Origin of the sequence: Streptomyces sp. NBC_00448, from assembly GCF_036014115.1 — a bacterium.
Taxonomy (GTDB): Bacteria; Actinomycetota; Actinomycetes; order Streptomycetales; family Streptomycetaceae; genus Actinacidiphila.
In genome coordinates this window covers 891,530-906,140 of the sequence record NZ_CP107913.1, presented here as the reverse complement: position 1 = coordinate 906,140, position 14,611 = coordinate 891,530, and the positions used below count along the sequence as shown (strand labels likewise).

Genomic DNA, 14,611 nt, shown 5'->3' with positions numbered 1-14,611 from the left:
GCCCCTTATGCGTGCTGGTCCTGGTGCGCGGGCTTCCGGTGGATGGGCTTGCCGTGCGACGGCTTCTGGTGCGGCGGTTTGTGGTGCGGGGGCCGCGGGTGCGGAGCGCTGCCGACGGTGATGGTGACGCTCGCGGGCCGGCTGGCGACCTGGTTGCCGTGCGGATCGGTCCCGGCGGCCACGGCCACGTTGGTGACCGGGCAGTCGCAGTCGTCCCCGCCCTTGCCCTTGGTCGTCCCCTCGGCCTTCCCGCATGCCTCGGCGTCGGCCTTGGTGATGGTGTAGCTGCCCTGGCAGGTGGTGCTCGCCCCGGGCGCCAGCGTGGTGGCGTCGCAGGTGATGCCGGTGACGCGGTCGTCGCTGACCAGCACGTCGTGGAGGTCCGTGCTGCCGGTGTTGGTGACGGTGTAGGTGTAGCGCACGGTGTCGCCGGCGGCGTAGGGGCCGGGGGTCGCCACGCGCTTCTTCAGGGTGAGGTGCGGTGCCCCGACCGGCAGCGTCTGCCGGGTCGGCGGGGAGGTCACCGTGCGTTCGTCCGAAGTGCCGCTCGCCGTGGCGGTGTTGGTGACGAAGCCGGCCGTTCCGTCGGCCGCCGTGATGGTGTAGCTGCCGTGGCAGGTGGTGCTGTCGTCAGGGCTCCCCGCGGGGGCGAGCGTGGTGGCGTCGCAGGTGATGCCGGTGATGTGGTCGTCGTCGACGTGGACACCGGTCAGCCGCGTGCCGCCGGTGTTGCGTACGGCGTAGGAGAACTCGACCGTCTGGCCGACGGAGTACGGTCCGGGGGTCTGCGCCTTCTTCTCCACCACGATGCCGGGCGGCAGTTCGATCGGCACGTGCTCCGACGACGGCGGTGACGTGACCGTCTGGTCGTCGGAGGTGCCGCTGGCGGTGGCGGTGTTCTCGATGGAGCCGTGTGCCACGTCCGCGGCGGTGACCGTGTACGTCGCGGTGCAGGTCGTCGTCTCGCCGGGGGCGAGCGTCGTGGTCGGGCACGACACGGGGCCGACCTTCGGGTCGTCGACGTTGAGGCCGGTGAGGTCCGTCCCGCCGGAGTTGGTGACCACGAAGTCGTAGGGGACCCGCGTGCCGGCCACCAGGTCGCCGGGCAGCGGCTGCCGCACCTGCTTGACCAGGTCGAGCCGGGGCAGCGGCTGATCGGTGCTGACGGCCACGTTCCGGATGAGGTGGACGTCGGTGAACAGACCGGTGGAGGCCGCGAACCCGAACTTGTACGTGGCGGGCAGCGGCTGCGGTGCGGGAGTGCTCAGCACCTGGTGGGGGCCGGTGCCGTCGTTGAAGTCCACCGAGACGTTCACCACCGGGTCGGGCGCCGGGGTGATCTGCACGTGGACCCGGCGGCGCGACGGTTCGAGCGCGGCCTCGGCCTGGACCGGGGTGGCGCCCGCCGGCAGCTCGGTCAGGGGCCCTTGCAACCGCCCGGGAAGGGTCGAGGGCCAGGGCCCGGTGGTGCTGAAGTTGTTCGTGGTGGCGGTCAGGAAGCAGTAGCCCTCGGTGCCGTCGCCGGGGCCGCGCAGCGTGACCATGTTGGCCCCGGGGGCCGGCACGCGGAACTGGGTCCCGGCGGGGGACCGGTCGGCGCAGCCGTTCCCGCGGTGCTCCCAGTCACCGAAGTAGTTGCCGAGGACGTCGAGGCCGACGCCGAGGTAGCCACCGTCCACGCCGGGCAGGAAGGTGGCGGCGGGGTCGTCGTCGGGGAGCTTCTGGGCGTAGCCGAGACTGCCGCCGAAGGCCCCGGGGTGGGTCAGCGCGCGGTCGCCGTCGACCAGGAAGAACGAGATGCCGTCGGCGGGGGTGGCCGGGGTGGTGCTGCCGTACTGCCACTGGTCGAAGGTGACGTCGAGACCCTGGGTGGCGGGCAGCGCGTGGTTGTAGAGGACCGCTCCTGACTGGTCGTTGGACGCGTCGGTGAGCCGCAGGTAGCCGTGCGGCGCCCCGTCGGCCGGCGGCACCGGCCCGGTCCCGTCCGGACAGCCGCCCAGCGGATGGTCCCCCGCGCCCGGCGCCGGCGCGGCGGCGGCCCCGGTCAGGCAGGCCGACCCCACACCGGTGAAGTCCGGCGCGGTGGCCTGGGTGAACGTCTCGCCGATCAGGGGCGTGCCGCCGGCGCGGGGCTGGGCGTGGGCGCTGGTGTCCAGCGACAGGGCCGCTCCGGCGCCGAGCGCGAGGGTCAGCGCGGCCGCGGTGACCCTGGCGGTCCCGACCCGGGGCAGGCCGAACCTCCATGGCTGCAATCGTCTCGTCATACCTTCACATATCGACCGTTCGCCGGGAGTTCGACCCAGGTCGGTCCGCCGGGTACGCCGGACGGCTGCGCGATGATCCCCACCTGGCGGCGGGCGTGGCACCGTGGAGGGATGTGCGGAAGGTATGTCGCGGCCAGGGCCGCGCAGGATCTCGCGACCGCGTTCGCCGCCCAGGTGCAGGTCAGGGAGGGGGAGCAGGCACCGGCGGTGAGCTGGAACGTGGCACCGACCGACCAGGTGTGGGGCGTGGTGGAACGCAGGGGCGAGGAGGCCGCCGAGCCGGTCCGGCAGCTGCGCCCGCTGCGCTGGGGGCTGGTGCCGTCCTGGGCGAAGTCGCCGTCCGCGGGGGCGAAGCTGATCAACGCGCGGGCCGAGAGCGTCCACGAGAAGCCCGCCTTCCGCAAGGCGTTCACCACCCGGCGCTGCCTGCTCCCCGCCGACGGCTACTACGAATGGGAGACCGTTCCGGCGACCGAGCACAGGAAGGCGGCGAAGAAGCCGTACTACCTGCACCCGGCCGACGGCTCGCTGCTGGCGATGGCCGGCCTCTACGAGTTCTGGCGGGACCGGTCGCTGCCGGAGGACGAGCGGGAGTGGATCGTCTCCTGCACGATCATCACCACCGACGCGACCGACTCCTCCGGCCGCGTCCATCCCCGGATGCCCCTCACGATCGCCCCCGAGCACTACGCCGAGTGGCTCGACCCGGACCAGCACGCCCCGGACGACCTGCGCGCCCTCCTGGCGCTCCCGTCCGACGGCGACCTGGACCTGCGCCCGGTCCCGCCCACCGTCAACAGCGTCCGCAACGACGGGCCCGAACTGATCGCCGAGGCACGCTGAGGGCATGAGCACGGGCCGGGGCGGGTCGGCCGGGGTGGGCGGGCGGTTCAGGTGGCGGACGGCTCCTGGCCGAAGGGCTGGACGTCGCCGCGGCAGTGGGTGACCTTTGGGGCGCGGGCCAGCGGCCTGAGCAGGTAGCCGAACGCCGTGTCGTCCACGCAGGCCGACGTCCCCAGCGCCTCGTGGCCCCAGCTGTCGCTGGAGACCAGGCGGCTGTTGGGCAGCAGCCCGGCCACCTTCACCGCGCTGTCGTCACTGGTCGCCGGGTCCCACAGGTCGCCGATCACCAGCACGGGCGCGGCGGTGCGCCGGTCGAACGGGCCCCGGTAGACGGCCTCGTCCTGCGCGGGCCAGGTGCTGCCCGCGCACTGCACGCTCAGCCAGGCGTAGTACGCCCCGAAGTACGGGGCGGCACGGTCCGCCGCCGCGGCGGCGGCCGGCCACGACGCGGCGCGCGCGGCGTGCGGACCGTCCGCGCACACCTTCCCGGAGAAGGCTTCGAGCCGGTTGTCGTAGCCCGCCGCGGGCTGCGCGGCGGGGTGGCGCGCGAGGAAGCGCCGGACCACGGCGGCCTGATCGTCGCCCGCGCCGCCGGCCGCGGTGAGCCGCGCCAGGTCGGTCAGGTCGGCGAACAGGCCGACGTATCCGTCCGGGTCGTGCAGCCACTGCTCCGTGTCGCGGACCAGGTTCGCGTACGTGTAGGTGGTCGTGGTGACGCCGGGCGCGGCGAGGCGCAGCGGGTGGGCCCGCAGCCGGTCGGCCAGCCGGCCGAACCGGGCCTGGGGGTCCGCGTCGGCGAAGGAGCAGACGGACGGGCCGGCCCGCCCGCAGCGGTCGAGCAGTTCGTGCAGCGCGCGGTAGCTGGCGGTGGCCGAGCCCATCCGGTCGAAGACCGGCTGATCCGCGCCGGCCGCGGTGCCGGCGATCGCCTGCGGGTCGACGATGCCGTCGAGCGCGATCGCCCGGACCCGGTCCGGGAACATGTTCGCGTAGACCTGCCCGAGGTAGGACCCGAAGGACTCGCCGAGGTAGGTCAGCTTGCCGTCGCCCACGGCCCGCCGCAGCACGTCCATGTCGCGGGCGTCCTGCGTGGTGGACATCGCCGAGGCGACCTGCCGGCCGGTGGTCGCGCAGGCCCGGCCGAACGTCTCGGCGGCGCCGACCCAGGAGAGCTGCTCGGCCGCCGTCACGGGAAAGGGGGCGGAGGTGAGCGGGCCCAGCGCGCGGGCCTGCCGCGCCGTCGTGCCGAAGCACCGGATCTGCCGGCTGCCGCCGACCCCGCGGGGGTCCACACCGACGATGTCGAACCGGTCGAGGATCGCCTGGCTCACGCCCTGCGGCAGCAACGCGGCGAAGTCCCTGGCCGAGTCGCCGGGCCCGCCGGGGTTGACGAAGAGCGTGCCCAGGCGGTGCGCGGGGTCCTTCGCCCCGACCCGCAGGAGCGCCACGTCGATGGTCGCGCCGAGCGGCTTGCCGTAGTCCAGCGGGAGCCGGGCGGTCGCGCACGCGTCGGTCTTGCGGCAGGCCGTCCAGTGCAGGACGGGCGTGGGCACGCGGTCCACCAGGCGGGCCTCGGCGCCGGCGGTACGGGCCGGGGCCGAGGTCGAGGCCGTGACCGGTGCGGCGGCCCCTACCGCCCGCGCCGGTCCGGGTATCCAGGCCAGGCCGGCCAGGGCGAGCAGGGCCGCGGCCACCGCGAAGGCCACGACGAAGGGTGTACGGCGCCGGCCGTGCCGGGTCCTGGGCCGCCGCGGCATGCCCGGGAAGTGAGGTCTCGCTGTCATGCGGACCACCGTCGCGTACCGGCGGGACCTAGGTCACCGGAGTACGCCGGAGGGTTCGGGGTGTGGCTGGCCCCACCCCCGTGCGGCGGTCAGGCCCTGAGGTAGGCGAGGACGGCGAGCACCCGCCGGTGCCGGGCGTCGTCGGGCGGCAGCCCGAGCTTGGTGAAGACGTTGCCGATGTGCTTCTCGACCGCGCTGGCGGAGACCACCAGCCGCCGGGCGATGGCCGCGTTGGAGTGGCCCTCGGCGATCAGCGCCAGGATCTCCCGTTCGCGGGCGGTCAGCCGCGCGAGGGCGCTCTCGCGGCGCCGCCCGGTCAGCAACTGCGCGACGACCTGCGGATCGAGGACCGTCGCACCGCGGGCGACCCGGGCCAGTCCGTCCAGGAACTCCTCGACCCGGGCGACCCGGTCCTTCAGGAGATAGCCGACCGCGCCGGCCCCGTCCGCCAGCAGGTCGGCGGCGTAGGACGCCTCCACGTACTGGCTGAGCACCAGCATGGGGGCGCCGGGTAGTTGCGAGCGGGCGGTGATCGCCGCGCGCAGGCCCTCGTCGGTGTGGGTGGGCGGCATCCGCACGTCGACGACCGAGACGTCGGGGCGGTGCCGCAGCACGGCCTCGACCAGGGTGGGGCCGTCGCCGACCGCGGCCACCACCTCGTGGCCGTCCTCGGCGAGCAGGCGGACCAGGCCCTCGCGCAGCAGCACCGCGTCGTCGGCCACCACGATCCGCAGCGGGTCGCGGGCGGCGCCTTCCAGCGGCGGTACGGGCGCCGTCCCGTACGGGGTCAGCACGGCAGCTCCGCGGTCACCGTGGTCGGGCCGCCCTCGGGGCTGCTGATCCGCAGCCGGCCGCCGACCGCGTGCAGCCGGTCGTCCAGTCCCCGCAACCCGTGCCCCTTGTCCAGTGCCGCGCCACCCGCTCCGTCGTCCGTCACCCGGACCCGCAGGACGCCCGCAGCGTAGCGCAGCCCGACCGTGCACCGGCCGGCGTGGCTGTGCTTGGCCACGTTGGTCAGCGCCTCGGCGACCACGAAGTACGCGGCCGTCTCGACGGCGGCGTCCAGCCGGCGCTCCAGCGGTTCGGCGTCGATCTCGACCGGGACGGTGGAGCGCGCGGCCAGCGCGGTGAGCGCCTCGCGCAGGCCGCGGTCGACGAGGATCGGCGGGGCGATGCCGCGCGAGAGGCCGCGCAGCTCCTCCAGCGCCTCCTGGGTCTGGACGATCGCGTCGGCGAGCGCCGCCCTGACCGCCTCCGGCCGGCTGTCGAGGTGGCGCTGGGCGCGGCCCAACTCCATGGCCAGCAGCACCAGTCGCTGTTGCGGCCCGTCGTGGATGTCGCGTTCGAGCCGGCGCAGCGCGCTCGCCTCGGCCGTCACCGCGGCGACGGTCTGGGCGCGCGCGGTGTCGCGTTCCTGCTCCAGCCCGCTGATCCGGCGGCGCACCGCGGTCGCGCCGGACAGCAGCGACCGCCCGAGCCCGGTCTGGGCGGCGACGCACGCCCGCGTCAGCAGCGGCAGGGTGACCAGCACCAGGACGCCGAGCGCGGTCCCGAACGCGGCCCGCTCGGCCGGTGACGCCAGCCCCAGGCTCAACGCGACATGCGAGCGGTCGCTGCCCGCGTACAGGGACATGGGCCGCATGTGCTGCGACCCGGAGGGCGCGTACTGGTAGCGCAGCGCGGCCGTGGCGCCGCTGACGCCGACGAACCACCACAGTGCCGTGACGGCCGCGGTGACCAGGGCGAGCGGGAGCACGACCACCGGGTGCGCCACCTCCAGCCACAGCCCCGGGTCGGCTCCGGCGGCCGTCTGCTTCGGCGCGGCCTCCTTCTGCCGGAACCTCCTCGGCCCGGACACCTTCGGCCCCGGCCCCGGTCCCGGTCCCGCGCCCGTGCGCCGCGCCCCGGCGGGGAGAGGGCGGACCGCGGCGATCCGCCACCGTTCCACGTCGGCGAACCACCGCACCGGTGCCAGTGCCCACGCCGGAACCCGCGGCCCGCCCGGCAGCAGCGCACCGGCGGCCCGGACACCCAGGCCGCCCAGCACCAGCAGCAGGCCGGCCGCGGCGGCCACGGGCGCGGTGAGCAGGTACGACGACTCCACGAGCGCGCGGCGCCCGGTACGCAGGAGATACCGGCCGCCCGGCCGCCACCAGCCCCGAACCGCAGCGGGGAACGACTCGGTCATGGCCGCAGCCTAACCAAGCGCGCAGCCGCCCGGTCCGTCCACGGGGCCGCGGACGCGGCGCTGACCAGGCGGCTCACACGGGCCCGCACGGCTCACGCAGCTCACACGGCTCACACGGCCCACGCGGCCCGGGCGGCAGCCGGAGTTGCCGGCCGGCTTCGGCTCGGTCGGCCGCGGCTCAGCCGGTTCTGACGAGTACCGCCTGGAGGAGTCGGGCCCGGTCCTGCTCCAGGTTGTCGAGATACGTCTCCAGCTTCCGCTCGAAGTCCGGGACGTACACCTGCAGCCCGAGCGGGGGCAGCGGCTCGGCCAGGAGCGCGCGCGTGAACGCCGCCGAGTCCGCCGTCAGGTCGTTCCACGCGCGGACCTCGAACCTGGCCGCCCGCACGATCTGCCGCAGGACCTCCGGGGTCACCAGGTGGCTCAGTTCCGGGCGCTCGGCCCACATCACGGGGAAGCGCAGCGGGCGGACGGGGCCGGCCACCACGTCCCACAGCGCCAGCCGGCCGCCCGGCGCCAGGACCCGGGACGCCTCGGCGTACAGCCGCGCCTTGTCGGCGATGTTCATCTGGACGTGCTGGCTGACGACGACGTCGAACGCGCCGTCGGGGAACGGCAGGTCGAGCACGTCGCCCTCGCGGACGTCGATCAGGTCGCCCAGGCCCGTCCGCGCGTTGAGCCGGCGGGCGGTGTCGCAGTACTCGGGGGTGAGGTCCACGGTGGCCACCGGGCAGCCGACCTGCCCCGCGAGATGGCGCGCGGTGCCGCCCACGCCGCTGCCCGCGTCGAGCACCCGGTCCCCGGCGGTCACCTCCGCGAGCCGGACCAGGGAGTCGGTCGCGAGGCGGCCGAGGAGGTGGAACTCCTCCAGGAAGTCGAGGTCGGACGGGCTCAGGGAGCCGCCGGGCGGGTGCCCGGCGGCCAGCAGCGCGCGTTCGATCCGGTCCCACGTGCTGCCGGTGGCATAGGGCATGTCGGTGGTCATCCGCGGTGTCCTCGGTGGTCGGCGGGCGGGGACGGAGGGGCAGGGAGTTCTGCCCTGACGATACGTCAGGAAGTCGACCTGGGTGGTGTCTTGGGGTATCGGGGCGACCGCACCGGGCGGGCGGGGGGTGGGGCGTCGCCCGCCGCCGCGCGGCCGGGCTCGCGGGTGGTGCGGGGCGCGGCGGCGGTCGCGGCTGGCATTATGCAGGTGAATACCTGCATAATGGGAGGGTGAGCTTCCCGAGAGCGATGGACGCGGTGTTCAAAGCACTGGCCGACCCGACCCGGCGCCTGCTGCTGGACCGGCTGCGCGAGCAGAACGGCCAGACGCTGGGCGAGCTGTGCGAGCGGCTGGACATGGCACGCCAGTCGGCGACGCAGCACCTCGACGTCCTGGTCCGGGCCGGCCTCGTGACCGTCGTGCGACGCGGACGGGAGCGGCTGCACTACCTGGACCCGACGCCGATCCACGAGATCGAGGAGCGCTGGATCTCGGGGTTCGACCGGCCCCGCCTGCAAGCGATCAGCGCCATCAGGAACCGAGCAGAGGAGTACGCCATGAACGACGCACCCACGACCGTGCCGACCTATGTCTACGTCACCTACATCCGCGCGAGCGCCGAGCACGTGTGGCGGGCCCTGACGGACGCGGACCTCACGGCGCGCTACTGGGGCCACGCCAACGTCTCGGACTGGCAGCCCGGCTCGCCCTGGGAGCACCGGCGGACCGACGGGTCAGGCGCCGTCGACGTCGTCGGCCAGGTGATCGAGGCGGAGCCCCCGACGCGCCTGGTCATCACCTTCGAGGACCTCCCCGACGCCCGGACCACGAGGGAGCCCTCGGTCGTCACCTTCCTCGTCGAGCCGCACGAGGACATCGTCCGCCTCACCGTGACCCACGAGAAGCTGCCCGACGAGGACATGCGCAAGGGGATCTCGCAGGGCTGGCCGGCCGTGCTGGCGAACCTCAAGTCGCTGCTCGAAACCGGCGACGTGCTGCCTCAGGCCCCCTGGGAGATGTCCTCCGGCGGACACGCCTGACCCGGCCCGCACCGACCGCCCGCCGCCCGAACCGACCGAAGGAAGCGGACATGATGGACACCACCCCGCTGCGGGACGCCTACCGCGCGCTGCTGGACGCGGCCGCCACCGTGGCGGACTCCGCCGACGCCGACGCCGGTTCCGTGCCGCCGGCCGGCGAGTGGAACGCCGACCAGATCCTCGCGCACGTCACCCTCGTCAACGCCGCGACCCTCGCCGCCCTCGCCCTGGTCGCCGCCGGGTCGAGCGCGACCTACGACAACCGCGTCGCGCTCGACCCCTGGACCCTCGCGCGCACCATCGCGCGCGCCGGCGGCAACGAGGGGCTGCGGGACCGCGTCCGCCACCAAGCGGACGCCCTGTGCGCGCTCGCCGGTCCCGCTCTCGGTGAGGCCGAACTCGACACGCCGGTCCCCACGTTGCTGCTGTCCAACGGCACGCTCCTGGTCGACCGGCCGATGCCGCTCAGGGACCTCGTCACGGGTCTGGCGGAAGCGGAACTGCCCGGCCACACCGCACAGCTCCTGGCGCTGCTGCCGCGGTCGCGCCGCGAGCCCGATTGTTCGATGATGAACTAGAGGCGTACGGAACGAGGGGCGTACGGAAGCGGAGGCACCGGGCAGCGCGACCGGACGAGGTGAACGCTCATGGGCGCAGACCATCGGGTCCTCGTCGCCTATGCGTCGAAGAACGGATCGACCGCGCAGATCGCGGAGTGGATCGGCGCGCGGCTGCGGGAGCGCGGCCTGGAGGTCGAGGTGCGGGCCGCGCGGGGAACGCCCGACTGCTCGTACTACACCGCCGTCGTCCTCGGCTCGGGACTGTACGAGAGGCGCTGGCTGCGCGACGCCGTCCGCTTCGTCCGGCGGCATCGGCACGAGCTGCTGAAGGTGCCGGTGTGGCTGTTCAGCAGCGGTCCGCTGGACGGGGCCGCCGGGGTGCGGGAGATCCCGCCGGTCGAGCGGGTGGCCCGGCTCGCCGAGCGGGTCGACAGCGCGGAGCACGTCACCTTCGGCGGCAGGCTCGCGGAGGGGGCCGGCGGTCTCGTGGCCCGCCAGCTCCTGGCCCAGGGCAAGGGCGGGGACTTCCGCGACCGCGACCGGATCGTGCGCTGGGCCGACCACATCGCCGACGAGCTGCTCGCCGGGGCGGACACCCCGCCCGCGCGGGTGTAGCCCGGCGGGTGGGAGCGCCCCGCGGGTGGAGGGCCGCGACCACGCGACCCGCCCCTGCACGGGTTCCGGGCGGGGGCGGGGCGCGTGGTCCGCGATGCCGGGGCGGGCCGGCCCTGGGTGCGGCCCTCGGCGCCACCGGTTCGCGGGACCGACGCTGATGGTGCGTCAGTTCCGGTGCGTCAGTTGACCGTGACGTTCACCGTCGGAGAGTGGACGTTCCCGGAGGTCACCCGGTAGTGCCACGTGCCCTTGGAGCTGGGGTGGGTGCTGAGCGTGTACGGCCCGTTGTTCTTGAGCTGCACCTGGACGGGCTTGCCGGAGCTGGTGACCGTCTGCCACTTGCTGTTGACCTCGCGCTTGAGCGTCACCGTCGCTCCGGACTTCAGTCCCTTGGCCTGGCCGGTGAAGGTCACCTTGGCGCCGGTCTTCACCGTGGTCGGGCTCGCCTGCGCGGTGATCGAGGCGGCCGCCGCGGTCGAGGCGGGTGCCTTCGCCGCGTGGGACGGAGCGGCGACGGCGCTCGCGGCGCCTCCCGCGACGAGGCCCACGGACAGGACGCCGGCCGCCATCGCACGGCCAGGACGTATGCGGAACGTGTTGCGCATGACGAATCCCCATCGGGTTGACGAGTTCTCCTGGGACGGCGACTTTGTGATCGCCTTCACCAACGTCACACGCGCGATGTCCGCCCGCATCCCAGGCCGGGCGGCAACCGGCGCACCAGCGCCTCATATATCGCATAGCGGCAGGTCGCGGCATATGCAGGGCCCGAGGACCTTTACCCGCTTTACCCGTCGCCCGGGATCAGGCGCCGTCGATGGTCCGGCCCGGCATCGGCTCGGCGAGCGCGATCCGCCCGGCCGCTGCGCGGAAGGGGGCGGCGAAGTACTGCGTCTCGTGCACCACCTGCCGGTCGGCGAACTGCATGACGCTCACCGCGTACGACGGCACACCGTCGTAGGTGATGGTGCACTCGCTCACCCACAACTCGGCGTGGCCGGTGATCCGTCGGACGGTGAAGTGCCGGTCGGCCGGGTGCCCGCCGCGTTGCGCCGCGATCGTCGCGCGGCCCCGGAACCGCTCACCCGACTGCGGGTAGTCGAGGATCGCGTCGGTGGCGTAGAGGGCGTGCTCGGCTTCGATGTCGCCGCGCTCCGAGGCGCGCCAGTGCTCCTCGATCGCCGCCCTGATCAGGGAGTCGGCATCCATGGCACCACCTTTCCGGGGTGCTGCCAGGCTAGGCGCTCCCGGCCGCGTCAGGTGCGGCGGCGGGCGGGGGCGGGGCCGGGAGTCCTTCGTTCGGCCCCTACGCTCCAGGGCTCGCGTCGGCGTGCGGGGTCCAACCGTTCGCGGTGGCCCAGGACTCGGCGACCGCGATGACGAGGTCGACCACGGGGTCCTTGACGTCGGCGTAGGTGCCGACGTCGTTCACGGTGCCGGCGAGCACGCTCTTGAAGCGGGCATAGCCGGGGACCGCCTCCGGGTGGGCCCGGAACCAGTCGCGGAACAGCAGGGCCAGCCGCTCGTTGGGGGCTCCGAAGAGGCGGACGTGCAGATTGACGTCCTCGCCCGCGGTGCCGCGCCGTGACCACTGTCGCTTCGTCCAGTGCTCCCGGTCGTCGTCGAGCCCGGCGGGAACGTGGTCGTGCTGGTAGGGGGACCGCTGGAAACCCCGGTCGGCCAGGGGCCGGTCGAACGCGCGCTCCGCCGCCCGCAGATCGTCGACGGTGACCTGCAGGTCGAAGACCGGTTTGGCGGCCATGCCGGGGATCGCGGTGCTGCCGATGTGCTCGGCGTACCGCGCCGACGGCCCGAGCACGGTACGCAGTTCGTCGGCGAGGGCGAGTCCCCGCGCCTGCCAGGTGGGGTCGGGTTCGACCACGATCGGGGCGAGCGTCACGTCTTCGGGCATGCGACCCAGTGTAGGGAGGGCGGCCGGCGGCCCTTTACGAAGCGGCCGCGCTGTCGCTGTCGGCGACCTGCCCGGGCTGCGCGGACTGCGCGACCTGTTCAGGCTGTTCGGGCTGCCCGGGCTGCGCGACCTGTTCGGGCTGTTCGGGCTGCGCGGGCGAGGAGGCCACGACGCCCTGCGGCGGGGTGACGGCCGCGGTGATCGCCGCGGCGATACCGAGGAGGACGGCGACGGAGGTGAGCGCCCGCAGGATGGTGATGTGGTCGGCGAGCAGACCGATCGAGGGCGGGCCCGCGAGGAACGCACAGTAGCCGATGGACGCGATGACACTGACCCGGCCGGCGGCGTACTGCGGCTCGTCGGCCCCCGCGCTCATGCCGACCGGAAAGCCCAGCGAGACACCGAGTCCCCACAGCACCGCGCCGACGAACGCCAGCGGCGTCGCGGGGGCGAACACGAACAGCACCGTGCCCGCGATGCCGAGCACGGCCAGCACGCGGATGACGGGGACCCGGCCGTGGCGGTCGAGCAGCGTGGGCCCGAACCAGCGGCCGAGCGTCATCGTGGACAGGAACGCGGCGAACGCGAGGGTGCCGACCAGCGCCGAGGTGCCGTAGCCGTCGATGGTGGCGATCCCGATCCAGTCGTTCCCGGTGCCCTCGGCGAAGGCGAAGGCGAGCACGAAGACGCCGATCAGCAGCGTACGGGGTTCGCGCCATGCCGCCAGGGCGCTGCGCGCGGCGGGGGCGGGCTCGCCGGAACGCTCTCCGGACGGCTCCTCGACCGGGGAGCGGTCGGACACGAAGCCGCGGGTCCCCCAGGGGACGGCCACCGCGACCGCCGCCGCGGCCAGCAACAGGTGTGCGGTGACCGGCACATGGAGGGCGACCATCCCCGCGCCGATCAGCGCGCCCGCGACCGTACCGAGGCTGTAGCCGGCGTGGAAGCGGGACATGATCGACCGGCCGAGGTGCTTCTCGACCAGCGCCCCGTGCACGTTCATCGCCACGTCCCACGCGCCGGTGGCGAAGCCGAGCAGGAACAGCCCGGCCACCACCGGGATCGGGCCGCTGGGGTACCCGACGGCGACGGTGGCCAGCCCCGCGGACAGCAGCACCGACATGCCCGCGACCGTGCGCCTGGTGCCGATGCGGTGGATGACCGGCCCGGCCATCGGCAGCGCGATCAGCGAGCCCGCGGCGATGGCGAGCAGCACGAGGCCGAGCCGCGCGGGGGAGAGGTGGAGGTGGTCGCGGACCTGCGGAATTCGCGAGGCCCAACTCGCGAACGCGAGACCGCAACCGGTGAAGGCGATGTACGTGCCCCGGACGGCACCGCGTATCTGCGCGGGCGAGGGCACGGCGAGGGCGGGAGTGGACGGCATGGGTGGCGACTCCGTTGCGGATGGTGGTCGGGCTGCCGCGGTTCCCCTGCTGGCCAGCGGGCCAACCGTAGCAGCCGGCGGCGGGGACCTGGCCGGGTTCTGACGTGCGGAAAACGGCGCGGGGGTCGGGATTCCGCCCCCCGGGGCGCGCGCTTTCCCGTCCGCTAGGACCGCTAGGTCCGCTGGATGCGCGGGGCCCTGGTACGCAACCGGTCGATCTCGCCGCGCACATGGTCCACGTGCGGCCGGGCCCGCGCCCGCAGCGTCGGGCTCCACCTCTCCTCGGCGTACGTGCGGTCGAGGTAGAGCTGCCGGGCGTGTTCGAGGACGGGGTGGTGTTCGGGCGGGAGACGCGCCAGCGCCCAGTCGGCGGCGGCGTCCTTCGACCGGATCTCGCCGGTGCCGAGCGTGGTCCAGATACGGGCGAAGGTCAGCGGCACGTTGCGGGTGTCGGCCGCCAAGTCGTCGATGAGGCCGGGGATGCCGGCCACGCCCGCCCGGACCAGGTCGGTGTGCGGGACCGGGTCGAGGACCCGCGCGGGGTGCGGACCGGTGAGGGCCCGGCCGCCGGCGAGCGCCATGCTGATCAGCAGCGCGAGATCGGGCATCGGCTCCGGCCGGGGCACCTGCCCGGCCAGGTACGCGGCGCGCAGCCACTCGCCGTACTGGAAGTCGCAGGTCGGCGCGGGGCGCCACGGGGTGACCTCGGAGTGGACGACCACGGTGAGTTCGACCGGGCGGGCGCCGTTCGGGGACCCGGAGATCCCGAGCAGGCCGTCGAGCAGGGCCCGCCGCTCCGGCTCGGCCGTCCGCCGCCGGGAGACGACCAGCACGTCCACGTCGCCGGCCGGGCGGAGACCGCCGAGGGTGGCGGAACCGTGCAGGTAGCTGCCGACGACGGCCGGCCCCAGCACGCGCCCGACCAGCGCCACGATCTCCTTCGTCTGATCCACTCCACCAGTCTCCCCGCTGACCCGGCCCGATCACACAGGATTAAGGGTCTGCCGGTGGATCTCCGCCGGCCGTCGCCGGCTCC

General features: G+C 74.3%; 14 protein-coding genes. 4 read left to right on the top strand and 10 right to left on the bottom strand.

The genetic code is table 11. From position 1 onward, the window contains the following. Nucleotides 1-5 precede the first annotated feature (5 nt). On the bottom strand, nt 6-2,264 hold the full coding sequence (locus tag OG370_RS03915; RefSeq protein ID WP_328460608.1) for a DUF7507 domain-containing protein: 2,259 nt from the start codon (nt 2,262-2,264) through the stop codon (nt 6-8). 111 nt (nt 2,265-2,375) lie between these two features. On the opposite strand from OG370_RS03915, the gene OG370_RS03910 reads away from it, so the two are divergent. After that, on the top strand, nt 2,376-3,107 hold the full coding sequence (locus OG370_RS03910; RefSeq protein ID WP_328460606.1) for an SOS response-associated peptidase: 732 nt from the start codon (nt 2,376-2,378) through the stop codon (nt 3,105-3,107). 47 nt (nt 3,108-3,154) lie between these two features. On the opposite strand, the gene OG370_RS03905 is transcribed toward OG370_RS03910, so the two are convergent. The 4 genes from OG370_RS03905 to OG370_RS03890 all read right to left on the bottom strand — a co-directional run bounded on the left by OG370_RS03905 (nt 3,155) and on the right by OG370_RS03890 (nt 8,064). Further along, the gene (locus OG370_RS03905; RefSeq protein ID WP_328460604.1) at nt 3,155-4,891 is read right to left on the bottom strand and encodes an alpha/beta hydrolase; all 1,737 of its coding nucleotides are present in this window, start codon (nt 4,889-4,891) and stop codon (nt 3,155-3,157) included. A gap of 89 nt (nt 4,892-4,980) precedes the next feature. Further along, a complete protein-coding gene (locus OG370_RS03900; protein WP_328473762.1) occupies nt 4,981-5,625 on the bottom strand; it encodes a response regulator transcription factor in 645 nt (214 codons plus the stop codon). A gap of 53 nt (nt 5,626-5,678) precedes the next feature. Next, on the bottom strand, nt 5,679-7,079 hold the full coding sequence (locus OG370_RS03895) for a sensor histidine kinase (RefSeq protein WP_328460602.1): 1,401 nt from the start codon (nt 7,077-7,079) through the stop codon (nt 5,679-5,681). A gap of 178 nt (nt 7,080-7,257) precedes the next feature. After that, complete coding sequence (locus OG370_RS03890) at nt 7,258-8,064, bottom strand: SAM-dependent methyltransferase (RefSeq protein WP_328460600.1); 807 nt, start codon at nt 8,062-8,064, stop codon at nt 7,258-7,260. A 248-nt stretch (nt 8,065-8,312) separates the two neighbouring features. Here OG370_RS03890 and OG370_RS03885 point away from each other — a divergent pair, with 248 nt between their 5' ends. From OG370_RS03885 to OG370_RS03875, 3 genes are all read left to right on the top strand, one after another. Beyond that, nucleotides 8,313-9,104: an ArsR/SmtB family transcription factor gene (locus OG370_RS03885; RefSeq protein ID WP_328473760.1), complete on the top strand. Its 792-nt coding sequence runs from the start codon at nt 8,313-8,315 to the stop codon at nt 9,102-9,104. A gap of 50 nt (nt 9,105-9,154) precedes the next feature. Then, on the top strand, nt 9,155-9,682 hold the full coding sequence (locus OG370_RS03880) for a hypothetical protein (protein ID WP_328460598.1): 528 nt from the start codon (nt 9,155-9,157) through the stop codon (nt 9,680-9,682). A 69-nt stretch (nt 9,683-9,751) separates the two neighbouring features. Beyond that, a complete protein-coding gene (locus OG370_RS03875) occupies nt 9,752-10,279 on the top strand; it encodes a flavodoxin domain-containing protein (RefSeq protein WP_328460596.1) in 528 nt (175 codons plus the stop codon). A 179-nt stretch (nt 10,280-10,458) separates the two neighbouring features. On the opposite strand, the gene OG370_RS03870 is transcribed toward OG370_RS03875, so the two are convergent. The 5 genes from OG370_RS03870 to OG370_RS03850 all read right to left on the bottom strand — a co-directional run bounded on the left by OG370_RS03870 (nt 10,459) and on the right by OG370_RS03850 (nt 14,528). After that, complete coding sequence (locus OG370_RS03870; RefSeq protein ID WP_328460594.1) at nt 10,459-10,884, bottom strand: hypothetical protein; 426 nt, start codon at nt 10,882-10,884, stop codon at nt 10,459-10,461. Nucleotides 10,885-11,083: 199 nt separating this feature from the next. After that, nucleotides 11,084-11,488 carry a nuclear transport factor 2 family protein gene (locus tag OG370_RS03865; protein ID WP_328460592.1) on the bottom strand — a complete coding sequence of 135 codons (405 nt, stop codon included), beginning with the start codon at nt 11,486-11,488 and terminating at the stop codon, nt 11,084-11,086. Between the two features lie 97 nt (nt 11,489-11,585). Beyond that, complete coding sequence (locus OG370_RS03860; protein WP_328460590.1) at nt 11,586-12,191, bottom strand: GrpB family protein; 606 nt, start codon at nt 12,189-12,191, stop codon at nt 11,586-11,588. A gap of 34 nt (nt 12,192-12,225) precedes the next feature. After that, nucleotides 12,226-13,575, bottom strand: coding sequence for an MFS transporter (locus tag OG370_RS03855; RefSeq protein WP_328460588.1), 1,350 nt, complete (start codon nt 13,573-13,575; stop codon nt 12,226-12,228). A gap of 173 nt (nt 13,576-13,748) precedes the next feature. Continuing rightward, the gene (locus OG370_RS03850; RefSeq protein ID WP_328460586.1) at nt 13,749-14,528 is read right to left on the bottom strand and encodes an aminoglycoside adenylyltransferase family protein; all 780 of its coding nucleotides are present in this window, start codon (nt 14,526-14,528) and stop codon (nt 13,749-13,751) included. Nucleotides 14,529-14,611: the final 83 nt, after the last annotated feature.